This window comes from Clostridium sp., from assembly GCF_036639235.1.
In the GTDB taxonomy this organism is placed as follows: domain Bacteria; phylum Bacillota; class Clostridia; order Clostridiales; family Caloramatoraceae; genus Clostridium_AB.
Genome location: NZ_JAVWJB010000025.1, coordinates 1 through 23,785, shown reverse-complemented (window position 1 = coordinate 23,785; position 23,785 = coordinate 1). Strand labels below are relative to the sequence as shown.

Annotated in this window: 24 protein-coding genes; 3 read left to right on the top strand and 21 right to left on the bottom strand. The window is 32.1% G+C overall.

The window, feature by feature from the left end; all coding sequences use genetic code 11:
* Nucleotides 1-146: 146 nt before the first annotated feature.
* The 6 genes from RR539_RS07270 to RR539_RS07245 form a co-directional block, all read right to left on the bottom strand.
* Entirely contained in the window at nt 147-356 is a 210-nt protein-coding gene (locus RR539_RS07270) for a hypothetical protein (RefSeq protein ID WP_332500290.1), read from the bottom strand.
* A 478-nt stretch (nt 357-834) separates the two neighbouring features.
* Nucleotides 835-2,679, bottom strand: a complete 1,845-nt coding sequence (locus RR539_RS07265) for a type IA DNA topoisomerase (protein WP_332483623.1) — start codon at nt 2,677-2,679, stop codon at nt 835-837.
* 66 nt (nt 2,680-2,745) lie between these two features.
* Nucleotides 2,746-3,399 (bottom strand): M15 family metallopeptidase, encoded by a 654-nt coding sequence (locus RR539_RS07260; protein WP_332483624.1) that lies wholly within the window; start codon nt 3,397-3,399, stop codon nt 2,746-2,748.
* Nucleotides 3,400-3,569: 170 nt separating this feature from the next.
* The gene (locus tag RR539_RS07255) at nt 3,570-4,760 is read right to left on the bottom strand and encodes a cation:proton antiporter (protein WP_332474026.1); all 1,191 of its coding nucleotides are present in this window, start codon (nt 4,758-4,760) and stop codon (nt 3,570-3,572) included.
* Nucleotides 4,761-4,896: 136 nt separating this feature from the next.
* Nucleotides 4,897-5,505, bottom strand: a complete 609-nt coding sequence (locus RR539_RS07250; protein ID WP_332474027.1) for a GNAT family N-acetyltransferase — start codon at nt 5,503-5,505, stop codon at nt 4,897-4,899.
* A 189-nt stretch (nt 5,506-5,694) separates the two neighbouring features.
* Nucleotides 5,695-6,489 (bottom strand): GNAT family N-acetyltransferase, encoded by a 795-nt coding sequence (locus RR539_RS07245; RefSeq protein ID WP_332474028.1) that lies wholly within the window; start codon nt 6,487-6,489, stop codon nt 5,695-5,697.
* A gap of 174 nt (nt 6,490-6,663) precedes the next feature.
* On the opposite strand from RR539_RS07245, the gene RR539_RS07240 reads away from it, so the two are divergent.
* Together RR539_RS07240 and RR539_RS07235 are read left to right on the top strand one after the other, a co-directional pair.
* On the top strand, nt 6,664-7,962 hold the full coding sequence (locus RR539_RS07240) for an MATE family efflux transporter (protein ID WP_332474029.1): 1,299 nt from the start codon (nt 6,664-6,666) through the stop codon (nt 7,960-7,962).
* Nucleotides 7,963-8,117: 155 nt separating this feature from the next.
* Nucleotides 8,118-8,669, top strand: a complete 552-nt coding sequence (locus RR539_RS07235) for a GNAT family N-acetyltransferase (protein WP_332474030.1) — start codon at nt 8,118-8,120, stop codon at nt 8,667-8,669.
* A gap of 61 nt (nt 8,670-8,730) precedes the next feature.
* Here the strand turns inward: RR539_RS07235 and RR539_RS07230 are convergent, their stop codons facing one another.
* Nucleotides 8,731-9,201, bottom strand: coding sequence for a DUF4825 domain-containing protein (locus RR539_RS07230; protein WP_332474031.1), 471 nt, complete (start codon nt 9,199-9,201; stop codon nt 8,731-8,733).
* Between the two features lie 65 nt (nt 9,202-9,266).
* A complete protein-coding gene (locus tag RR539_RS07225) occupies nt 9,267-10,361 on the bottom strand; it encodes an RtcB family protein (RefSeq protein ID WP_332474032.1) in 1,095 nt (364 codons plus the stop codon).
* Between the two features lie 127 nt (nt 10,362-10,488).
* On the opposite strand from RR539_RS07225, the gene RR539_RS07220 reads away from it, so the two are divergent.
* Nucleotides 10,489-11,184: a hypothetical protein gene (locus RR539_RS07220; RefSeq protein ID WP_332474033.1), complete on the top strand. Its 696-nt coding sequence runs from the start codon at nt 10,489-10,491 to the stop codon at nt 11,182-11,184.
* Nucleotides 11,185-11,227: 43 nt separating this feature from the next.
* Here the strand turns inward: RR539_RS07220 and RR539_RS07215 are convergent, their stop codons facing one another.
* The 13 genes from RR539_RS07215 to RR539_RS07155 all read right to left on the bottom strand — a co-directional run bounded on the left by RR539_RS07215 (nt 11,228) and on the right by RR539_RS07155 (nt 23,743).
* Nucleotides 11,228-11,875, bottom strand: coding sequence for a M48 family metallopeptidase (locus tag RR539_RS07215; protein ID WP_332474034.1), 648 nt, complete (start codon nt 11,873-11,875; stop codon nt 11,228-11,230).
* A 12-nt stretch (nt 11,876-11,887) separates the two neighbouring features.
* A complete protein-coding gene (locus RR539_RS07210; protein ID WP_332474035.1) occupies nt 11,888-12,451 on the bottom strand; it encodes a hypothetical protein in 564 nt (187 codons plus the stop codon).
* Nucleotides 12,451-13,158, bottom strand: coding sequence for a DUF1700 domain-containing protein (locus tag RR539_RS07205; RefSeq protein WP_332474036.1), 708 nt, complete (start codon nt 13,156-13,158; stop codon nt 12,451-12,453). Before RR539_RS07205 ends, RR539_RS07210 begins: the two co-directional genes overlap by 1 nt.
* On the bottom strand, nt 13,158-13,481 hold the full coding sequence (locus tag RR539_RS07200) for a PadR family transcriptional regulator (protein ID WP_332474037.1): 324 nt from the start codon (nt 13,479-13,481) through the stop codon (nt 13,158-13,160). Before RR539_RS07200 ends, RR539_RS07205 begins: the two co-directional genes overlap by 1 nt.
* 161 nt (nt 13,482-13,642) lie before the next feature.
* Nucleotides 13,643-15,040, bottom strand: coding sequence for a glycosyltransferase family 2 protein (locus tag RR539_RS07195; RefSeq protein WP_332474038.1), 1,398 nt, complete (start codon nt 15,038-15,040; stop codon nt 13,643-13,645).
* On the bottom strand, nt 15,040-16,215 hold the full coding sequence (locus RR539_RS07190) for a HEAT repeat domain-containing protein (RefSeq protein WP_332474039.1): 1,176 nt from the start codon (nt 16,213-16,215) through the stop codon (nt 15,040-15,042). Before RR539_RS07190 ends, RR539_RS07195 begins: the two co-directional genes overlap by 1 nt.
* Nucleotides 16,216-16,227: 12 nt before the next feature.
* The gene (locus RR539_RS07185) at nt 16,228-18,366 is read right to left on the bottom strand and encodes a family 2 glycosyl transferase (protein WP_332474040.1); all 2,139 of its coding nucleotides are present in this window, start codon (nt 18,364-18,366) and stop codon (nt 16,228-16,230) included.
* 13 nt (nt 18,367-18,379) lie between these two features.
* Complete coding sequence (locus RR539_RS07180; protein ID WP_332483626.1) at nt 18,380-19,795, bottom strand: CotH kinase family protein; 1,416 nt, start codon at nt 19,793-19,795, stop codon at nt 18,380-18,382.
* Nucleotides 19,796-19,806: 11 nt separating this feature from the next.
* Nucleotides 19,807-20,469, bottom strand: a complete 663-nt coding sequence (locus RR539_RS07175) for a DUF4956 domain-containing protein (protein ID WP_332474042.1) — start codon at nt 20,467-20,469, stop codon at nt 19,807-19,809.
* A gap of 21 nt (nt 20,470-20,490) precedes the next feature.
* Complete coding sequence (locus RR539_RS07170; RefSeq protein WP_332483627.1) at nt 20,491-21,213, bottom strand: polyphosphate polymerase domain-containing protein; 723 nt, start codon at nt 21,211-21,213, stop codon at nt 20,491-20,493.
* Between the two features lie 254 nt (nt 21,214-21,467).
* Nucleotides 21,468-22,295, bottom strand: a complete 828-nt coding sequence (locus RR539_RS07165; RefSeq protein WP_332483628.1) for a hypothetical protein — start codon at nt 22,293-22,295, stop codon at nt 21,468-21,470.
* Between the two features lie 12 nt (nt 22,296-22,307).
* Nucleotides 22,308-22,925 (bottom strand): hypothetical protein, encoded by a 618-nt coding sequence (locus tag RR539_RS07160; RefSeq protein ID WP_332500289.1) that lies wholly within the window; start codon nt 22,923-22,925, stop codon nt 22,308-22,310.
* 11 nt (nt 22,926-22,936) lie between these two features.
* Complete coding sequence (locus RR539_RS07155; protein WP_332474997.1) at nt 22,937-23,743, bottom strand: hypothetical protein; 807 nt, start codon at nt 23,741-23,743, stop codon at nt 22,937-22,939.
* Nucleotides 23,744-23,785 lie beyond the last annotated feature (42 nt).

Sequence of the window (23,785 nt, the reverse complement as noted above, 5' to 3'; positions counted from 1 at the left end):
ATGAAAGCGACTCTAACTCTAAAGAAGCTACTGAACTACGCAGCTTCTTTCAAACAATTATAAAAACAATCGAAAGCAAACCCGAATACAAAAACCTCCCAGAATCCAATGGAGGCTACTGCTAACAAATAAAAGCTGCTAATAATTTAGCAGCTTTTTTCTCTTTCTTTTAATTTAACATAATCCCTAAAATGAAGTAATAACATTACTAATACTGCTGCAACTATACATAAAGCCACAACAACAGCTCCTCCTCCACTTGGATCTATAACCCCACCAATTACCCTACTAGCAAGAAAAAATCCTAAAAACCATAATCCACCTATTATAATATTCTCTAAAAACCCATCATTCATATTTTTTCTCCTAATATATTACATTTTAAGAAATTATATCATAGACTTCTACCTCTCACAACCTTTCAAAGCATACTCCACATTAAAATTCCTCAAAATAAAAATCCAGTAACATCAGTTACTAGATTTTACCATCAATAAATTAAAATAAAACTATCTTCTCTAATCATACTCTAATAAGTCTTTCTCAAGACCCCATAAACCTTCTCAAAAGGCTTTTTCAAAGCCCCCCCTAGACCTTTTCACCCTATGGGTTCGGTTTCATGACAAGGTGTTGTATCCTATACTGTACCCTTGGGTTTTGACTTAGAGGGTCTTAGGTGGAAAAATTTAAAGGCACTTAGGGAAGGCGGGTGTTTGAGGCTCCGCCGAGTTTTAGCCAGCCCTTAGTGAATTTGAATTTTTCCTCCTTAGAGCTTCTTGGAGAAATCCCAAATGCGGTCAGAATAGGATACAATGCCTTGTCTAGATAAATCCATTAACCTCTCGTATCCCATACGATTTCGGCTCTGTGGGACTTCATCATATTAACCCCACGTCTTGTAAATGTATATATCTCATTTAGGAAATCTTCCTTCTTAAAGTTGCCCTTTTCTATATCATAAAGCTTCTTCTCAAGTCTTCCCGTATAGTCAGTATCCATAAGGTCCTTAATAGGGAATGTTTCTATAAGTCTTTCACCTTTTTCTGTTATAAGAAGTGACTTACCCTTATAGCTAATATATCCTGCTGTTTTAAGCTTATTTATAGTTTCAGCTCTTGTTGCAGCTGTTCCTATAGAAAACCCATAAAGTATATCCTCATCCTTCTCTTCATCATCTGATGATGTATTCTTGCCGCAGGTTTCCATAGCTTTAAGAAGAGTCTTTTCTGTATGGTGGGCTGGTGGCTTAGTCTTCTTCGTTTCAACCTTAAGTGACTTAACCTCAACTACCTCATCCTTTTCAACATTCGGTAATATCTCATCCTTCTTGTCTTCCTTATAAAGTTTAAGATATCCCTTTGACTTTAGGATTTTACCCTTTGACTTAAACAGTCTTTCATAATTATCCCCTTGAATAGCAGTAATAACTTCACCTACTTCATAAACAGCAGGCTCCATAAACTGGGATATAAATCTATTTTTAATAGCATCATATACTATTCTCTCATCTGGCGTTAATGACTTTGGCACCATATATGTTGGTATAATAGCACTATGGCTCTCTACCTTAGCATTATTAAATACCTTCTTAGTTACGTTAAAAACAATCTCATCCTTAAAATCATATTGATTCTTTAAAGTATCTAAAACCTTCTTAGCCTTGTCAACTAAACTTTCTTCAAGTGCTGTACTTTCAGTTCTTGGATAAGTTATATACTTTTTCTCATACAGACTTTGGGCTGTTTTAAGTACCTTATCTGCAGTAAATCCCTTAGCCTTACTTGTAACATATCCTTGAAGGTTACTTAAATTAAATAAGCTTGGTGGAAACTCTTTTTTAGTTTCAATTGTTTTTTCTTTTATTTTAGCTTCACGACCCTTAATTTCAGCCTTAAGCTTTTCTACACTTTCTTTGTTTTGGAACTTATCCTTCTCACCATGGAAGAATCTCCCCTTATATTCTCCATCTTGAGAATTAAATGTTCCAATAAGAGCGAAATACTCCTCAACCTTAAAGTTTTTGATTTGCATTTCCCTATCATAAATCATTTTAAGGGTAGGCATTATAACTCTTCCTATATTAAGAAGATTTCCCTTACCCCTTGCATACTTCATAGTAGCAACAGATGTAAAGTTAATACCTATAACCCAGTCAGCAAGCTGTCTGCTAACACCTGCATCCTGAAGACACTTCATCTCTTCATTAGTCTTTAGAGAATCTAATCCCTTCTTGATTTCCGATGGTGTCCACTCATTAATAAGTATTCTCTTAATAGGTTTTGTTACCTGAAGATAAGAGAATATAAGGTTTGCTATAAGCTCCCCTTCCCTATCAAAGTCAGTAGCAGTAATGATTTCTACAACATCATCCCTAGCTACAAGTGACTTAATAATATTAAGCTGCTTTCTAGCACCAGCATCCTCAATATTTCTGTTTGCTGAGCTAGGCTTTACTTTGTACTTAAATTCCTCTGGTATGTATGGGAAATTATTAAAGTCCCATCTAGCAAGTTCTTCATTATAATCTTTACAATCGCATAAGGTTAATAAGTGACCAAATGCCCATGTTACAATATATCCATTTCCTTCAAAATAACCATCTCTCTTACCTTTTATAGAAAGAGCATCCACAATATTTCGTGCTACAGAGGGCTTCTCTGCAAGTATTAATCTATTCATAATATCACCCTAAAACTTAAACTTGTCTTCCCATTATAACATGGTTTAGTGCAATAATCCCTTCACTTATTTTACTTTCAGGTACTCTTCAAGTGTAATACCTTTACTGTGTATCTTTTTTGCTGCACTTTTGCCAACATATCTTATATGCCATGGCTCATAATTATAACCTGTTATCTTTTCTTTTCCCTCAGGATACCTAATTATAAATCCATATTTATATGCATTTTCTCGAAGCCACTTAGCCTCATCGCAGTTTTTATGAAAGTTTCTACTTGCATTAGTAATATCCATTGCAAGTCCAGTTTGATGCTCACTATGTCCTACCTTTGCAACAAATTCATCTGTATATTTTTTACCCTTTTTGTTTAAATTCTCTTGAATAATACTTTTCTGACTTTCACTTGATCTAAATCCAGAGTTAGCATATAGTTTAACCCCTGCATTATTTGCATCAGCAAATAATGCTTCAAGTGCCTCTGCTGATTCTAGCTTCAATTTCTTCTCTTCATCTGAACATCTTTTTGAAAACCTTACATTTGGAACTTTTAAATCATCTAGATTAAAGTTATCATTCATTTTATAATCCCTATTTACAAGTGTAAGGGCTTCTCCTCCAAGTAACCTTCTCCCTATCCCACTTTCTTTGAAAATTAAAAATCCCCCAATTAATATACAAATACTTAATAATATCAGAAAAGTTCTATTTCTCCTTTTCACATAATCACCTCATGTAAATTATACAAAACAAAACGTAAAATCTTATTACAAATAGATTAAATTTTCCTAAGATTACCAAATTAGCATATTTTCTTGATTAATAAAAAAAGGCTAGAGCATAACATATTCGTTAACTCTAGCCTTAAACAGCTTATTTTTAGGCACTTACCTTATTGTCTGTTTTTTTTTTCAGCAAATACTAATTTAAGTAGTAACGGTGTTACAACTGTTGTAGCAATAATTACTACAAGTAATGTTGGATACATTTCTTGAGTTATTATTCCCTGGGCAACTCCTAGTGATGCTGTAATTATAGCAACCTCACCACGTGAAATCATACCTACACCAATTTGTAGTGATTCCTGGTTGTCCATTCCATACATCTTAGCACATGCACCGCATCCAAGAACCTTACCTATTATAGCTGCAATTGTTATTCCTATTATAGGTAGAATTACACCTGCGCTTAGGGTTTTAAGGTCTATAGCTAGTCCTATACTACTAAAGAATATAGGTGATACAAGGAAAGTTGATACATTTGTAAACTTTTCTTCAAATTCATGTTTTTGCTTAGTCATTGCAATTACTAGACCTGCAACATATGCACCTGTAATTGCTGCTATTCCAAGATAATGCTCTACAAATATAGAGAATATAATAGCAATACCTGCTGTTAATAGAATAAATGACTCCATTTTCTTGCTTCTATCTCCACCATCCATAACTTTATCTAAAAGCTTTGGAAGGAAATAAAGTGCAAGTCCTGATATTACAACAAATGCAATAATCTTACCTACTATAACCATTAGCCCTGCAGCTCCTGATGCTGCTCCTGCTGATGGTGCTATAAGCATTATTGCAACTGATAAAATTATGATTCCTAAAATATCATCTATTATAGCTGCTCCTATAATATTAACCCCTGCCCTACTGTTAAGCTTTCCTAGCTCATTAAGGGTTTGTACTGATATTGCAACACTTGTTGCTGTTAAGATAACCCCAACGAATATACTTTCACTAAGGTTTCCTGTAAAGAAGTATGTTACTCCTCCTCCTAGTACTAATGGTAGAACAATTCCCCCAATAGCAATTAAAAATGATGATGCTCCTGCTGACTTAAACTTTTCAACATCTGTTTCAAGTCCAGCCATAAACATAAGGAATATAACCCCTATTTGAGCCATTAATGTAATTGGCTGACTTTCTTGTACAAGATTTAAAAGTGATGGACCAATTACGATACCTGATAATAAAAATCCTAACACCTTAGGCATTTTAAGCTTTTGGCTTATCATACCTAGAATTTCCCCCACTACAAGAATAATACCAACTTGTAGTATAAATCCTATAACTTCGTGCATAATTTCTTCCTCCTATTTTACAAAACTTTCTCCTAATCCCATAATCTATGTAACACCCATATAAAAAATTATAACTGAGAGTCTATATTTATACAATTAAAAAGACTCTCAGTTAATAAAATTTTAAAAATACAAATTATTGTACTGATGCTATATTTTTAGTCATTCTAAAGTAGCTACCACTTGGATATTCTACTTCACTACATACTCTATATTCTAATTTATTATATAGTCTAAATGCACCTTCTCTTTCTCTACTTACAAGAAGTGAACACTTAGGTAATTTATAAATTCTAGCATTCTTCTCTGCTTCTTTAATAAGCATTGTTCCTATTCCCCTACCCCTAAACTCACTTGAGGTTGATAGGTTAGAGATATAGTACTCGTCATCATTAGCCTCCTTAATACCAAGACACTTAATATCTGACCAAATAAACTTAAGCTTATCAATAAATGATAGTGACTTTAGTAAAGCTTTCGATGTGTTCTTCTCAAGATCATCAATCAAACTATAAGGAAGTGCTATAATCACCCCTGCAACATTGTTATCAACCATAGCAACTGTGGCAAATCTGTAACTATACCTTGTGTCCTTTCTTTCTACTAGCTTAACTATCCTATCTAGGATTTCCTTCTTTGTGCCAGCTCCAAAAACTTCTGCCGGATCATCCTCAGTGGCATAAATCAACCGGGCAATCTCCTCTGCATGTTTTTTATTTGCTGGCATACTCCGAATCGTTTCCATTATTATTACTTCCCTTCTTACAATATATGTATATTATATCATATTTAAGGTATCCCTACAAAATAGGTTAACCCTTAAATACCATTAAATAAAAGGACTAATCCTCTCTACTCCTAAGTAGTTTAAATTAGCCCCTTTAAAATATGTTTATCTCTATTAAATTCAACTATACTACTTTAATTAAATAGTTTAACTATTTTGTAATATTTTTTCTTCTACCCTATATCCTCTATAGTAGCTTACTGTATTGTAATTAATCTTAACATATACACTTTCACCAAGTGATGATGCTTGAAGAACTACAAGGTTTGCACCTTTGTTGAATCCCATATTAGTAGTTTCACTTGCAACAAATTGTCCAAGACCCTTACCCCTATATTCTTCTAATGTTGCTATGTAATATATACCTGCTGTATCTCCATTATTTACAACCGCACCTGTTGCAACAGGCTTGTTAGTTGACTTTTCATATATTAATATACCATCCCAGTCTGGATGATTAACTATTCTTTCACTTATCATTGCATCTGCAACATTCTCTTCCTTATCAAATGCATTAATGATAATCTTCTTAAAATCCTCAATTTCATTTGAAGTAATTTTCTTCATATAAAAATCCTCATGTAATGGCTTAATATCAATAACCTTATTACAAACCATAATAGGTGATCCTTTTTCTCTAGCAGGACTTAACCCTCTTGATTTAAGAATAGATTCAAGATTAACATTGCCATGATCCTTAACCCAGATAGAGAACCCAAAGCCCCTTTCCTTAAAGAACCTAAATATATGCTCAACAAAATCTTCTGCCTTAGAGTCATCCATACATATACCGCCACTTAAATGTCCATCTATAGTACTAACTCCTATCGAGAATATTATATACCCATTCTCTTCTATTAGCTCACCTTTATCAAGATTACTTACCCTATTTTTAATGGTGTAAATAAGATTTTCGTCTGCTCTTAAAATAACATTATTCATAACTCTCATCCTCCCTAAGTCATATACTACTATAGTTTACTATCTAATCACATAAAATACCTTAATTAGTGTATAATTATCTTATCAAAGTTTACAAAATTTAATAAACCTCTTGACTCTATAGTAACTATAGGCTTTATACTATACAATGTAAACTTTACTGGAGGTTATTTTATGACACGAGAATTTCTACGCTATGCACTACCATCTGCTATTGCAATGTGTATAGCTTCATTTAATACTGTACTTGATGGTATTTTTCTTGGACGTGGAGTTGGAGACTCTGCACTTGCTGCTGTTAATTTAGTATTTCCTTTAACTATAGTGTTCTTTGGACTTGCAACTATGTTTGCTGTTGGAGGAGGGGCACTTGTATCTAAGTACTTCGGTGCTGGAGATGATGAGAAGGCAGTTAATATATTCCGCCAAGTAGTTAAGTTAATACTTATACTTAGCGTTTCCTTAAGCCTTGTGTGTATGGTATTTGCTACCCCACTTGTTAAGGCACTAGGTGCATCTGAAGCACTTGCACCACTTGCAGCAGAATATTTATTTTTCTATTCTATGTTCTGTATACCAACATTACTTGATATTGCATTTACCAGTTTCCTACGTAATGACAACAACCCAAACCTTGCTATGATAGCAACAATAGTTGGAACAATATTAAATATTACACTTAACTATGTGTTTATATTTGAACTGGGACTTGGTATTAAGAGTGCTGCTATAGCAACAGGTATAGGACAGTCACTTACACTTTTACTAATTATTCCACACTTTATCCTTAAAAAGGGTAAGTTAACCTTTGGATCAGCTAAAATTAGTAGGGATGTTGTTCGAGAAGTAGCTAACATCGGATTCCCTTCATTTTTTGCTGAAGCAGCATTTTCAGTAATTATATGGGTTCACAACCTTGTTATTGTTAACCTAATTGGAGATATAGGATTATCTGCCTATGCTGTGGTTAACTATATAACAACTAATATATATCTTGTAGTACTAGGAGTTACACTTGGGGCACAGCCTCTTATGAGTTACAACTACGGAGCTAGATGTTATAGCAAAATAATTCAGTACTACAAACTTGCAGTTAGAACTAATTTGGTTATATCTTTGATTTTCCTTGTAGTATGTCTTCTTATAGGCAAGCCAATGATTAGTATATTTACAAGTGACCCTTATATTATTGAAATAACATATGTAGGACTTGCATTTACTAATATAGCTTACTTCTTTATAGGAACTAACCTAACAAGAACAATATTCTACCAAGCAATAGAACAGCCGAAGTTCTCTAACTTTATAGGAGCTATGCGTTCATTCCTTGTACTACCTGTTGTTCTTATAGGATTTACTATGATATTTGGCCTTAATGGAGCATGGATAAGTATGGCTATATCTGAGGCATTAACCTTTATTATAATATGCACTATAGCAAGTACTAAAAAGGTTCTACCAGAAGCATTTTAATACAAAATATAAATTTAAAAGAATCTCATTTGAGATTCTTTTTTTATACTCATAGCAAATACATCTGTTAATCATTATCATATAGTAATATTTTTCAATTATATGCTATAATAGTTTTATATTTACATACACTGGGTTTAAAGGGGGAAATATAAATGGTTAACCATCTTGGTACAAAATCTATAGAGACAAACCGATTACTTTTAAGGAAATTTAACTATGAGGATACAACCACAATGCTAAAAAATTGGATTAGTGATCCTCTCATTCAGTCATTATACTGTGAACCAGTTTATAGTACCCAAGATGAAGTTAAGTCACTAATTGATAAATATATAAATTCCTATAGCCAAGATGACTTTTATAGATGGGCTATTATACTTAAAGATACTAAGGAATGTATAGGTCAAATAGCATTTTATTTAGTAAATACTAAATATCACTTTGCTGAGATTGAATATTGCATTGGTAGTAAGTTCCAAAATAAAGGATTTGCAACCGAGGCTACTAAGTCCTTAATAAACTTTGGATTTAATCAAATCAACTTACACAAAATACAAATATGTCATAAATCAATTAATATTCCATCTAAAAAAGTAATTGAAAAGTGTGGGTTTACCTACGAGGGAACCTTAAGAGACTACTTTTATGAAAATGGACAATATATAGATAGACTTTACTATTCTATATTAAAAAGTGAATTTTAGTTATTACCTTGTAAAAGTAAAATAGAGCTACCTCAAATTCTAATTTAAGATAGCTCCGTTATTATTTTACTTTAGATATTAAATCTTTGCCATATTTGTTTTCTATTTCTTCCCTAGTAACTCTGTAACTACTAACATCTGCATCCTTAACGTTGTAGTTAATCACATCTAAATTATCTACAAGTGCAAATAGAGCTATTGAGTTACTATCTATGATACTTGTTACATTCTTACCATTCCAAAGACCTAAATATTCTTCCTTATTCTTGACACCTGGCTTAAAGTTAATTGTTAATTCATATGGCTCACTATCTGTCTTAAGCTTAAATCCATCTCCATACTTACTTGTCGGTAGCTGATTTAGTATTCCACCTATGTTAGAATTGTCTCCAACTAAAGTATTCTTATACTTAAGTAATGCCTCCGCCTTAGTTAGTGGCTTCTCAGTAGATGGCTTAGATTCACTTGAACACCCAATCATAAAAACAGATAATCCAAGTAAGAGTATTAAACCTATTATTTTAGACTTCATATGAACACTCCCTTTTATATGATAATTACACTCTACCATTATATTCCAACCACTTCAATAGGATACTATCCTTTAAAGTTATAAATAGGTCTTATGTGATCTATTACCTTTGCAGTCTCCCCTATATTAGAAGTTATATTCTCAATAGGTTTATATGCCTGTGGCGCCTCATCTAGTGTGCTACTAGAAACAGTAGTTGAGTATATACCCTTCATAGAGTTCATAAACTCATCCATAGATATGTTCTTCTTACTTTGAGTTCTACTCATTAGCCTTCCTGCTCCATGTGGTGCTGAATAATTCCAATTACTATTGCCAAGCCCTTCACATATAAGGCTTCCATCCCTCATGTTAATAGGAATTAATAGCTTCTCTCCTTTTTTAGCTGATACTGCACCTTTTCTAAGTATCATATTATCAGTATCTATATAGTTGTGAACCGTATTAAATTGATATTCTATATTAAGCCCTAGCTTCTCAGTAATAACACTAGCCATAGCTTCCCTATTAATATTGGCATATTCCTGAATTATCTTCATGTCATGTATATAATTATCAAAGTCCTCTCCCTCTAGATATGCAAGTGACTTCTCTTGAACCTTGTTAGAATTCTTAGAATTAGCTACTTCTTGATAGTATTGTGCTAGTCTGTTTCCAATATTACGACTTCCTGAGTGGATACATAGAAACTTAACTCCATCCCTACTCTCATTAATCTCTATAAAGTGATTACCACTACCAAGTGTTCCTATGCTAAGTTCTGCCCTATCTATTTTAAGATCTCCAGTACATCTAAGAGTATTAAGTGCTACCTTTGATGCCATAGGATGAGGTGTTTTTCTAATATTGACTCCAGTAGGAATATGCTCTCTTATAACTGAGTCTAACTTATTAAAGTCTATGTCTACCTTCCCAAGGCATGCAGTAATTACACCACAGCCAATATCAACACCTACTAAATTAGGTACTACTTTATCCTTAATATAAAGGGTTGTGCCTATTGTACATCCCTTACCTGCATGAACATCAGGCATAACAGCTACGGATACCCCCTTCATAAATTCTTCACTACAAAGAGTTTCTATCTGACGCCTTGCCTCTTCTTCTATAATATCTGTATATACACTGGCAGTTGTTACCCTTCCTTTAATCTCAATCATATATCTACTCCCTTATTACTTTTATTATAATTGTAACTTTTACTTAATATATATTTACATTTTTAGTATATACTTGAATTATAAAGTTATACTTAGCTTTATAATTTATAGTATAAAGGAGTCTTATATGAATATAAACTTCAAATCTAAAAAGTCAATTATATGTCTATCTATAATTAGTATAATTTTCATAGGCATAATTGTTACAAAAGTATATTCTAATATAGTTTATAATAAGCTTGAAATCTACTTAACTGAAAAGCGTAAGTACTCATTAGATGAAATTCAGGATATGAATGTATTCTATTCCCTAGGAGCTCACATAATGGGATATCATCAATGGAAAATTTCAGTAACCTTTAAGGACGAGCCTGGAGCTATATATTATTATATCTATAACAACAATACAATAGAGCCGGGTGGAGTTTCCGGTACTCTTGATGATGGTATTTGGGATCACTCAGATGATCCATATAATCTTAATACAAGAATTGCAGGACAATATGTTAAATCTAAATCATATCGAATATACAAGCTTTTAGGTGAAAGTGATAAATTCACCTTAACTGAGGATACACTTAAGGATAATAACCAAAAGTCTATTTGGAATGTGCAAAACATTAAACCTACTGACTATTTAAACAAGGATATATCAGTAGTAGGATTTAAGGTTCGTAATCATCCCCTTCAAAGTATTAACGAAGGTTCTCCAGAAGGCTGCGAAGTTTATGTGCTTATATGTGATAATAAGGCTATTGGAGGCTATACTAAGATTAAAGTTAACAACAAAACTAAAATCTATTCTATTGATGGTAAACTCTAAACTACCCTTTAAAATAGTTAATATGAAACCCCATCTGCATTATTTATACAGATGGGGTTTTAATTGATTTATAATTTGGCATATATAATTTAACAAAATCCCAAAATTCTTTACTATGGTTATTATGCTTAATATGGGCTACTTCATGTAACACTACATAATCAATAAAGTCCCTACTTCTTCTTATCATCTCTAGGTTAAGGTTGATCTTATGAAGTCTATGGTTACAACTTCCCCACCTTGTTTTCATAGGTCTTATTGTAACCTTATTAACCTTAAGCCCTGTTTTGTTTTCCCACTTGTTTATATATTCTAGGAAAATTTCACGGGCCCTATCTAAGTACCACTTATGTATAGTTTGCTTCTTTAGTTCATAATCATCCACATTATCCACATACATAACTATATTTTTTCCCTCTATATTAACAGATGATTTTCCCCTATAAACATCTAGTGTATATTCCTCACCTAGGTATAATAGCCTATCTCCCGTATTAAACTTACTATTTATATTTACCTTAGCACTACTTATATTTTTAAGTTTTTCTTCTACCCACTTTTCCTTAGAGGATAGGAATCTTAATGCTGCTTCCTTAGATACACCAAATGGAACAGTTAAGTTAACTGTTCCATCTGCCTTTATTCTAAGGGTTATATTCTTAACCTTTTTATAAGTTATAATAGGTTTCATAACCCCTCCCTGTTAATTACCATTATATATTTGTTTCTCCTCTATTGGCTGATTTAAATAATGTCCTGATTCTTGAGTTGAAACAAATGCGTTTTCTCCTCTTTCAACTATTAAATCTATATTCTGTGGAAGATATATTTGCACTTCCCTTGAGTATCCACTTCCAATAACTAAAGCATCAGCAACAGCTCCAACTAGTCCATCACTAAAGTTAAGTGAACTAAAATACTTATAATCCCTATCAAAATTTACACGTAAAGACCTATCCTTTTCATTAAGTTTTTGGTTAATCTTTAGGTTATTAGCTTTAGTTTTATATCCACTAATATGAACCTTATCATCCTTACTATCAAGTATTCTAACATAATAATTATCGTACTCTAAATCAAGTATTACAGTTTTAGTATCTTTTGGTGAAACCTCTGAAATTTGATAATTTTTAATTTCAGCAACTACTCTATTTTCAACATCACTTAGAAATTTAGGAACAGATATAATACCTGTAGGAACAGCGCCTACAAGTCCAATAACTATAAGAACTGCAGATATAATTAATGATTTTTTCAGTTTACCCATTATTCATGCCCCTCCTTGCTTGCCATTATATTGTCCTTTTTATTTTTCACTTTAATGTACATACATCTTGTTTTAACCCATGAAGAATATCTAATATAACCTAGCTTAAGTAACTTGTATATAGCTATAAACATTGTCCAAAGTGCTATCATTACACCTATACCTACAAGTGCAATAAAGAAAATAAACCAGCCTATAGCCCCATCTGTTCCAATAAAAACAAATGAACTAACAAGGCCTACAAGTGAGGTACAAGTACCTAAAATCAATCCTACTATTGAAATTATCATGCCACCAACAACTGATAAGACAAATGGTAATATACAAAGTGTTAAAATAACTAAAAGCAGCTTAACTACCCAAGTTGGTATCTTTCCGTTAATAATATCACTTGAACTTAAAAAACCTGATACCTTTTTTCCAGCCTTCTTTAGAAGTTCAATAAAACTTGAACCTAAAGACCTCATATCGTTATAAATTGTTCCCTCATCGTTAAGTGGAACATCACCCTTAATCTCACGAATAAGGTCCTCAGCAATAGACTTTGGTGAACCTAGTGACTCTATTACCTGCTTCTCACTTTTTCCTTCTAACTCTCCATTTAAGAAATACTCTTCATAGTCACGAAGAATATCACTTATTTCTGCAAGGGTAAAATACCCTCTAAGATAATCCCTTAATATATCTAAAAACTCTTGTTTAGTCATTAACTTTCCCTCCTATAATTACTTAAAATAGAATTAACATCTACAACAAATTGATCCCATTCTTTAATCATTAAATCTAGTTTCTCTTTTCCCATGGAAGTTATTCTATAATATTTTCTATCTGGTCCCTCCTCAGACTTTCTCATATAGGTTTCAAAATACCCATCTGCAGTAAGTCTTCTAAGAACTGGATAAATAGTACTTTCTTTAACTACCATAACCCTAGATATGGTTTCCATAATTTCATAGCCATACATATCCTTATTATTTACAAGGGTTAGTACACATATTTCAAATACTCCCTTTCGAAGCTGTGTTGTCATCTTATCTCCTTCCCTACTATGTATTACACAGTAGTACTTAAAATAAAAAACCTATTATAAGGCTTAATCACATCTACTATGTATTGCGAAATAGTAACATAAAAAATGTAGGGCAACTGCCCTACACTTATATTAACATACTACTATGCAATACACAATACCTATTTTCCCTGTTTAACTCTATTAATCTTATCCCACTTAAGCTTATTGCTTTTGTATCCAATAAATGCACTTAATCTATATATAGAACAAAGCTGTCTATATCCAAAACACTCAATAAAGCTTATAAGGAATAGGAACATTGCTCTTTTAAAGGATATGGTATTTCTAAATAAATAGCTTTCATAAGTTATAGAAGCTATTGAAATTAAGAAACTATATGTCATAAATAGCGCAAAATACATAATCATAAAATCTAAATTAAGTATACCTATAAAATATGATATTGGCACTATTACAAAACCTAGAAGCTCAATAATAGGTGATAAAAACTCAAATAAAACATAATAGATATAACCAATTAGTCCTACTTGACCATACTTTGGATTAACAAATACATATTTATGTTTCCATAAACTTTGGAATAATCCCATGTGCCATCTTCTACGCTGTTTTTTAAGATCTGAATATTTTTCTGGAACCTGTGTTAAACAAACAGCATCCGGCACATACCCAATAGAATACTCCATTCCATTTTTAATACAATAAGTATGTAGCTTAATAACCATTTCCATATCCTCACCTACTGTATCAGCCTCATAACCACCTGCTTGAATTGCAATATGCTTATTAAATAGTCCTATGGCACCTGATATTATAAGGTTGGAATTAAATCTATTAAAGGAAACCCTAGTTGAAAGAAATGATCTATAGTATTCAACAATTTGGTATAGAACTATAAGCTTTGTTCTAGACTTCTTACCTACTACTTGTCCATTCTCTATTATAAGAGAGTTAGAAACCTTTACATTTCCACCTACTGCTACTGTTTTATCATCCTCCATAAATGGCTCAACTATTTTACTTAAAGTATCTTTTTGAAGCACAGAGTCTGCATCAAGTGATAGAAATAATGGATACTTACTAGCATTAATCCCCATGTTTAGAGAATCTGCCTTACCACCATTCTCCTTGTTTATAAGGGTAATAGTTACCCCATCAACTCTTCTTTCATAAATATCAAGTTCTTCCTTAGAATCAACAAGCTTTCTTATTGGTCTATATATTTTCTTAAGATTATATTTGTCTATAACCTTACTGGCCGTTAAATCTGTGGACCCATCATTTATAATAACAATTTCATATTCTGGGTAATCAAGATGAAGAAGAGACTCTATACTCTCCTCAATTGTTATTTCCTCATTATAAGCTGGAACTAGAATCGATATAGGTACGTAGTTAACCTTATTAGAAATAGTCATATTGTTCATAAATCTACGTCTTTTGAAAAATTTCTCAAGGTCTACAATAGAGAAAAATACTGAAAAGAAAAATATCACTGCATATATAAACATGTAAATCATAAAAAATACGTTAATATAATAAATTATTTCTTCCACTAAACTTGAGCCTCCTTCTTCTTTAAAGGTTCATATACAGGCCCATTTATGTCACCTATACCATCCTTAGTAAATGCCTTATACTCTTCATAATTAATAAGATTATTATGGAACATTGAATATATCATTATATCCCTAGCATACTTGTCCTCTCCATTAATAATCTCCTGTACAGCACTATCATTTTTCCCATTTTTAATTAGGGTCATTGCTGCATTATATCTTACATGATAATTAAAATCTCCTGTAAGACTCTTTAGCTTGTACTTAATAGGTTCAAAGTTATACTTACTTAAGGTTTTAGCAGCTGCTGCCCTAACCTCCCAGTAAGGACTTTCAATTAAATCGTATAAATACCTTTCACTCCCCTTAGTATATACAACATCAAAGTATCTAATTAGTCTAATTGTAACTTCCTTAGATGTTCTCCCATCACTAATCTTATTGATTAATGCACTTTCACATCCCCTATAACCTCTGTTTGAAAAATGGGTTATAACCATGTTGATCATGTCATCAGTAAAATTGCTCATTTCACTAACAAGCCTTCTATCAAGCTCCTCAGAATCACCTTCAAATGAATCTATAGCATCAATAATAACCTTCTCATTAAAATACCTTCCCCTAAGGGATATAATTCTAAGAGCATCAATAAATGAATTCATATCCCCTATCTTAGATAATGCCTTAAGAGAATTAACTCTTATATAAACAGAATCGCTATTAAGATTCTCAAGCATTGTTTTATTTATAATAACCTTATTTATTCTAAACTCTCCTATAAGAAAAACATAATAAGCATATTTCATTATGTTTTTAGAATCCATTTTTAAAAATAACTTAACTATTCTATCCTCAAATATATTAACGTATTTGGAAATCACCTCTGGATTATTTCCATGATTATCTGCACATATTGCACAGAAAACCTTAAAGTGCATAGGACACTCTAGAGATTTTTCTACAACGTTAATATAATTTTTGTTAAGCTCTACCCCTTGATTAAGATCATTAATTTGTGCCTTAATAAGATCCCCAAATCCCTTTTCTATATCCATAAGCTTTCGCTTATCTACCCTATCCTTAATACTTGATATTCCTACATATAGCATAATAGCTATAATAACGTAGGAAAACACTATAATAGATAGAATAATAATCTGTGAACCTGTCACAATATCACTTCCTTAGCTATCGTTATCCTTAAATACCTGCTGCATTTTGTAGTAAACCGGCTTTAACCTCTCAATATACTTTGGTTTACTCCACTTCCCCCACTTATACTTCTTAGATTCTAAAACTATATCTTCCCCGTTTCCTTTAACAATTAGTGACGGGTATATACCCCCTACACTAATATCCTTAGCTTCATAATTCTTAACAAAATCACCTCTAACCTTTCTTCTTGATGGGTCAGAGAAATTAAGCAATTGCCATGGAAGTCTAATTTCAATATTATCTCCACTTACATAAAAATCTGAAAGCGAATTATACTCAGGTGAATTAATATTGCCATTACCATAGGTAAGCTTACCTGTTTCATAGTGAATAGGTTCATACTTATCCTTAGTTGGACCTACTGTAATAGCATGTCTTATAGTTAGATAAATCTTATTAAACTTATCTACTTCCTTTGTGTAATTACCCTTTAAAGGCTCATCCTCTGGGTATTTACTATGGTCATTAATAAGCGGGTTGTAATAGTCATGTACATATACCCTAGACTTATCATATCCATTAATCTCAACAACAAAATCAACATCTCTATCAAACTTAAGTCCAAGTAAGCTTGAAGACTTACTTCCTGATTTTGGCGTAACGTCTATTGGTATATATATCTTGTCCTTATTTAAGTCTAATCCCTTTTTAGAGACCTTAATATATATATATTCATAATCATTTTTCATAGAAACACTTGCTAAATTATTTGATGTAATAATATTATCTTCTTTCCATTCAGACACATCTCCATCTGGATATGATATGTCCTCCTCCTTAGCCGGCTCAAATCCAAGTATTCCATAATTCTGCTCACTAGCCTGAGCATTATGCCAGTAAGCTGACCTCTCTAGGTCAACACCATCCATAACATTCCAGCTTTTTTTGAACCACTCATCCTGCCATGAGAATATAATAGCCCCTGCTGATCCTGAATTTACAATGTCACCATAAAGATCTTCAGTAGCCTCAGCTTGCTGAACTTCACTGATATGTCCATGATTATATCCACGGGACTCATCTATATGGGCAATACCCCTCGATGTTGGAACCCCAAACTCTGATATAACAACTGGCATACTATGATGATCTACAATGCTATTTAAGTAGGCTCTATAACTATTCTTCCTTCCCTTCTCATCCCTATAACCATTAAGTACAGGGTCAAGGTTTAGAAAGTCAGGATAATATGGATACACATGGTATGATGCAAACATACCTGCCTTGTAATTCTTAGTTGGAACTATGTTCTCTACATCAACATTACTAATAGAATTAAACTGTTCCGGCTCATATGGGTGATCTAGTGGGTCTGTTGTAGGCCAATTTGAGAATGCTATTACCCTTTGGTTACCGTACTCTTCTGTTTCATACTTAATAGCATAATCTCCTACCTCTGCAAGTAAAACCTCAAATGGACTTGCTCCGTTTTTAGATGATAAATACTCACCCTTATAGCTTGTTTTATCCTCATTAAAAAGATCAGTTCCCTCTACAAATCCACCATCCCATTCAATTCCAAAAATATACCCTAAAACATACTTAGAAATATCATAACTATATCTACCATTTGAATATTCATTATTAATAGGAATGTATTTATTACCGTGTATTACATCTATTATCGCCTTAGCATCACGAAGAAACTCTCCACGAATTTTTCTATCATAACCATTCATAGTTTCCTCTACATGGTTCTCATTAACCCAGACTCCATGTATAAGATATAACGGGTCTTTTCGCCCATTATTAAACTCATAAAAAGCCTCATAAAACTCAGGAGATAAAATAGTATACACTCTAATTACATTAGCATTCATATCCTTAATCTGACCAAACCATTTAAGATATTCTTCCTTAGTAACTCCGAACTCGTTAGGAAAATACCCTGGCTTACCTGCTCCTATATTTACACCATTAATGAATATAGGTTTCTCTCCACCCGGAGTATTAAGTATAATTTCCTTTCCCTTGACTTTAGAAATAACACTTAACTCTCCAGTTCTTTTATTCTTACCTTGGAAAATACTTGTGTAGCAGAAAGCCATTACGAAAAATATAATAGCAAGAATTCCAAGTGCTATTTTTATATACTTACCGGAACTCATATAATTCACCTACTTATTTTGGTTTACGTCTATTCGCTGCAAGATCCTTGTATTTTTCACTTTCGAAGTAATTATCCATCCATCTACCATGGTCTATAATAAACTTCTTCATTGAATCTATTTCTTCTTCATATGACTTAGTTCTAGGGTCTTCTGGGTTAGGCCATACATAGCTATTAAAAACCTCACCCCATACCTTAAAGTTTCTATCCTTTGCAGGACCTATCTCATCTACAGTTTTATCTATATAAGAAAGTATATATTTTTCATTTAGGTATGACTTTCTTAGCTGTAAATATCTACTCTTAACCTTATCTAGGAAATATTCATCGGTTAACAATCTTTCAAACCAAGGATAATCAATCATTCTTAGCTTTTTATGATTCTTAGCATCTGGATAATTTCCAAGAGATATATTAAAGTCCCATACAGGACCTGCCTTAAGCTTTCCACCTGATTCCTTATGGAAATACACACTTAAATTTCCCGCATCAACATTATAGAAAAACTCATTTATTACAACATAATCAACAAAGGAATCTATATCAATATACTCTCTATATCCAAGAACTGGATCTGTATACATCATAGAATATATCCTCTTCTCTATATTATCAAAATCCTTCTCAATATACTTCAACTGACCACTGGTAATTGTATCCTCACTTGGATATTCTATCATCAAGGGGTTACCCTTACTTCTCTTAGTAGTGTAGGTATCTATAGTTGTATCCCCTTCTCTTGCTTTATTTCTAGCAACTACATAACTTGTAGTGTCTACACCCTTCATCTTCTCAGAAATATTTATACGATTATCTCCTACTCTAATACTTTCAACCATAATATAAACTCCAACGTAGTCATCCATAGTAACCTTTTTGTTAGAATCATTATTCAGGAAAACCTCACAGTACTTAACCCTTGGAGCATAATCCATAATCTTTGAAGATAGGCTATAGGCTAAGTAATTTCTCATAAGTGACTTATCAGCATATGGTCCGTTTAAAACCCATTCACTATTCTTTGGCATTCCCATTAGGGAATAGGACTTAGAGTTTCCGTTATCCTTAACAAAATCTATAAGGTATTGCTTCTTTGGAAATTGAAATGAACTTCTTCCCCTAACCTTTAAAGTAATATTCGAGGTAATTGAAGGCTCTTTTTGAATATTGTTTTCACCGTACTTGTTATCAAATACTTCAACTGAACCATTAACCTTATCTCTTCCTATTGTTTCTACATCAGTATTTATTACAACTACAGGAAGATGTGATTTAAATTCAATATGGTCTTGGTTAACCACATTATTAGTCCCTGTTTTATATTCCTTATAATCTAGGTAAAGATACTTATAGGAAAATACTAGACCAACTAAAAATGTTAATAATAAAATTATTAACATCCACCTTCTCTTCTTATTCTCCTTCAAATTATCACATCCTACCCAATCATTTCCCCTGTTTGAGAAACTATATTAACTGTTTTTACACCCTTAACACTATAAAGTCCCTGCATAAGAATAATGTCTTCATTGTTTCCAAGTCTTATTTCACATACTATTTCTATTGAATGTTCCGTTGTATTCTTAGCTCTAATATTGTAGTTCTTAACAGATGCAAAAATACTCTTCATAATATTCTCTTCAGCACTTCTATCTGCTCTAATAACTAATAGGTACTTATTCTCCCTCTTAATCACAAGTGATAGTCCAAATAACACTATCATAATAAATATTGAAGCAATTATTGCTATTGCATAACTTCCTGTACCAACTGAAAGTCCTACCCCTATGGACCAGAATATAAATGCTGTATCCCTTGGGTCCTTAATTGCTGTTCTAAAACGCACTATAGATAGAGCCCCTACCATACCAAGTGATAGAGCAATATTGCTACCTATTACCATAATTACAGCTGTTGTTATAAGGGTAATCATAACCAAAGAAATATTAAAATTTCTACTATAAACCACACCCTTATAAGTAAGCTTATAAACTAAAAATATACCTAAAGAAACAATGAGAGATACTCCCATAGCCTTGAAAATCTGAAAGGCTGAGAATACTACGTCATTGTCCATTAAATACTGCATAAAAGTTGTCATATATTAATGCACCTTCCTCATCTAAAAAAATCCACTAAAAAGCTGTCTACTGTTACAGTACTTGCTAATTGAGCTAACTGTACAAGACCTTGATGAAACAATTTCTTGAAACCATTTATATATATATTTATCATACTTAACTTCTAAAACCGGCTTTGTAAAATCAAAAACTGGGACAAGACATATATCCTCTGAAAAAATATCAAACTCAAGCTCACTTGATGATATTTCAGTATCAAGTGTAGCTCTAATACCATACTCTGGATGGTAAAAAGCTTCACGCTTATACTGAACTAAAACTCTTGGAGTATATACCATTGATATCATTGTTGAATATACTTTTTGAGCCACCTCATTTTGGTAATTTAAAAGAACAGAATACTCTCCATTAATAATAGCCTTAGCATCATCCCTAGAAATAAAAATACTTTCTTTCCTCTGATTCTGGTTAAACTTATACTTAACCTCAAGCTTTACAACCCTGTCATGTGGAGAATAAACCCTAAGACGAATTTTCTTCCTATTTTCTATTCCATCTATTTTGTCATGATAATCTATATTGTCTATTGAATCGAAATAAAGACTTCTAACCATGTATGGACCATTTTCACTGTGACTATCAAGGGATAAAACCTTAGAAAATGCATCCTTAAAATAAAAATAATCATCGATACCTATGAAATATTTCATTTCACGTCTTGATACCTTAAGGGCTTCCCCTCCATCATAATTTCTATATTCCATAAATATCACATCCATTAAGAATTAGTCTTAAATAAATTATAATAAAAGACGATAATATCTATTTTAAAGGATAATTTCTATACTTGTCCACACAATTTACTTGAATAATATATGACTCAACTTCTTAAAAATGTTAATTTAGTCATTCATCATAATAGCGCTTAAAAATTACCTAAATTATTATTAAGTAAATTGTATTTATACTGATAAATAGAATTAGGCAGGTAAATTAATTAATCTACCTGCCTAAAAATTTATATACCACTTCCACTTATTCCTACACTTTCAGTAATATGATCTAACTTAATATTAATATAACTATTATATACCTTGCCGCTTTTCTCCTTAAACTTAAACCCTAGGTTAATACTACGAACATCATATCCACTAGTATTGTTATTATCTCTTAATTTAATCTTTAACTTTATAGCTCCCTCATTAAACTTAACTGAAAGGTTGCTTCTAGTTATCTTCTTGTCATTTAGATATATATACATAGTATTAAAAACTTCATCTAAATAGGCTGATTCCATACCTATAAGTTCAGTACCTCTTTCTATTCCTAGCCATCCTGAAATAGATCCATCACTATTAATATTTGAACCAAAATTATACTTTGAATCATATATACCACTATCTTCACTAATATATACTCTACCAATATCACATATAAACTCTTTTCCTGATGCTGTGTTAAGTTTAACTTTTCTAAGTGTTTTTCCCTTTAATAGATTCTTTAAATTATTATTAGGTGTACCATCAGTATTCATAAGGCTAATATAAAGAGTTTTCACATCATAGTGGGATGTTCTCTTATAAGCATTTGCTACCTCAGCCTGAGTTGTGATACCCTCTCCCCCTTTTATATCTGGAAAGGAAGCACTAATAACCCTATCATTTATATATGGACTTTGTTTAACATATAAATATATTCCTTGACCATAATTAATATTTGTTTCTATTAAATTATTACAACCCTCATATCCATTAATCTTCTTATTATTAAATATTCCAAAGCTTATTACCCAAATAAGAACAAGAAAAGCTATACCTATCTTTATATACTTAACTTTATAATTCAAAGCTTTCCCTCCTTAAATATAATCTCCACTATATTTAATAGCATTAGAAGTTCCCTTAGTTAATGTTAATAGGAAAATCTTAACTAAAATTGATATTCCGTATACAGAGAAAGTAAGTACATCGTTAAAGTCTGAATCATAATAGAAATTAATAAAGTATGCACTGTAAATTATAACAATAACTGTAGTTACAAGATAAACATGCCATCTATTCAAGGCCATATCAGCCTTATCTTTCCACCCTCTTGAAGTAGCCTCTAAGTGTATCCCCCTAAGAATGGAATATATAACACATATCTCACCAAGCAAACTTAAACTTTTTATCATAGTAGCAAAGAACACAACATCCCCTGAGAACTCAGCTTTAAATGGACTAATAACAAACATTATAAACGTAATCCCTGCCATTATCTTTGCTGGTAATATTCCTATAGCAAAGCTATCCCTCACATTCTGTGACAGATAAATCTCTTCAGCTTCTGACAATTTATATCCAATAGATAATCCCTTTAACCCTTTATAGATAATGAAATATCCTACAAAGTTAGGAAATATATTCAAAAACCCTAGATTTATATCTACCATAACTATTAACATTCCCCAGAAAACCATGTTTAAGTGTCTACTCATACTCCTACCCCCTAATTCTTATTTAAATCCTTCTCTATTGTAAAGACACAATGAATCACCTTTTTATCCTTATCCCTTAACTTAAATATAATGTTACTAGTTACAACATCATACTCACTTTTAATATCCTTATTCTTAGGAATAACTTTAATGTTAAACTCTCCTTTTTGAAAATTAACTGGAACTATCTCCTTAGTTAATCTGATATCATTTATATAAACTTCATATTCATCCATTATTCTATTTAGGTTTGTTCCTGATACTTCAAATAATGTACAATCCCTTGGAAGTGTAAAATATCCTATACCATCTGACTCTGTATATTCATTAAAACTAACATTGTTTGATATAACACCTTCACCTGAGCCATTATTTATATTGTTAAAGTGAACCACCCCTATGTCGTATATAATATCTTCACCTTTTTGCATATTAAAACTAACCTTTGTAACCTTCTTACCAGTTAATATTTTTTCTACACTACTAAAATCCATTCCTAAAGGATCAAATATATTAATTAGCATTGTAGAATCTTTGTAATGAGATGTATTCTTCGAGCTAGTAGCCTCTAGCATTAATGGAAATCTACAGTCTCTTAACTCTTTAATTTCAGGAAAAGTAGCATATATAGGTACATCCTTAAAGTGCTTACCTATTTTATAATTAAGTTTAATTGAACCTATAAATTCTGTTTCAACATAATGCCTTTCAAATTTTATTCCGTCTATTTTCTTATACTGAAATATACCAAAGCTAACTATCCAAAGTCCTATTACACCTATGCACAAGTATATGTAGTGCTTCTTACTAAACTCCACAACTCCACCCCCTAATTTTATTCTATTTTACCATATTTTATT

Excerpts from the sequence above, each read along its gene's own strand:
- RR539_RS07220 (WP_332474033.1), top strand. The coding sequence starts at position 10,489 with ATGAATATAAACTTCAAATCTAAAAAGTCAATTATATGTCTATCTATA.
- RR539_RS07215 (WP_332474034.1), bottom strand. The coding sequence starts at position 11,875 with ATGAAACCTATTATAACTTATAAAAAGGTTAAGAATATAACCCTTAGA.
- RR539_RS07160 (WP_332500289.1), bottom strand. The coding sequence starts at position 22,925 with ATGAGTAGACACTTAAACATGGTTTTCTGGGGAATGTTAATAGTTATG.
- RR539_RS07170 (WP_332483627.1), bottom strand. The coding sequence starts at position 21,213 with ATGGAATATAGAAATTATGATGGAGGGGAAGCCCTTAAGGTATCAAGA.
- RR539_RS07205 (WP_332474036.1), bottom strand. The coding sequence starts at position 13,158 with ATGACTAAACAAGAGTTTTTAGATATATTAAGGGATTATCTTAGAGGG.
- RR539_RS07230 (WP_332474031.1), bottom strand. The coding sequence starts at position 9,201 with ATGAAGTCTAAAATAATAGGTTTAATACTCTTACTTGGATTATCTGTT.
- RR539_RS07240 (WP_332474029.1), top strand. The coding sequence starts at position 6,664 with ATGACACGAGAATTTCTACGCTATGCACTACCATCTGCTATTGCAATG.
- RR539_RS07250 (WP_332474027.1), bottom strand. The coding sequence starts at position 5,505 with ATGGAAACGATTCGGAGTATGCCAGCAAATAAAAAACATGCAGAGGAG.
- RR539_RS07185 (WP_332474040.1), bottom strand. The coding sequence starts at position 18,366 with ATGAGTTCCGGTAAGTATATAAAAATAGCACTTGGAATTCTTGCTATT.
- RR539_RS07225 (WP_332474032.1), bottom strand. The coding sequence starts at position 10,361 with ATGATTGAGATTAAAGGAAGGGTAACAACTGCCAGTGTATATACAGAT.
- RR539_RS07270 (WP_332500290.1), bottom strand. The coding sequence starts at position 356 with ATGAATGATGGGTTTTTAGAGAATATTATAATAGGTGGATTATGGTTT.
- RR539_RS07200 (WP_332474037.1), bottom strand. The coding sequence starts at position 13,481 with ATGACAACACAGCTTCGAAAGGGAGTATTTGAAATATGTGTACTAACC.
- RR539_RS07175 (WP_332474042.1), bottom strand. The coding sequence starts at position 20,469 with ATGACAACTTTTATGCAGTATTTAATGGACAATGACGTAGTATTCTCA.
- RR539_RS07255 (WP_332474026.1), bottom strand. The coding sequence starts at position 4,760 with ATGCACGAAGTTATAGGATTTATACTACAAGTTGGTATTATTCTTGTA.
- RR539_RS07245 (WP_332474028.1), bottom strand. The coding sequence starts at position 6,489 with ATGAATAATGTTATTTTAAGAGCAGACGAAAATCTTATTTACACCATT.
- RR539_RS07265 (WP_332483623.1), bottom strand. The coding sequence starts at position 2,679 with ATGAATAGATTAATACTTGCAGAGAAGCCCTCTGTAGCACGAAATATT.
- RR539_RS07235 (WP_332474030.1), top strand. The coding sequence starts at position 8,118 with ATGGTTAACCATCTTGGTACAAAATCTATAGAGACAAACCGATTACTT.
- RR539_RS07210 (WP_332474035.1), bottom strand. The coding sequence starts at position 12,451 with ATGGGTAAACTGAAAAAATCATTAATTATATCTGCAGTTCTTATAGTT.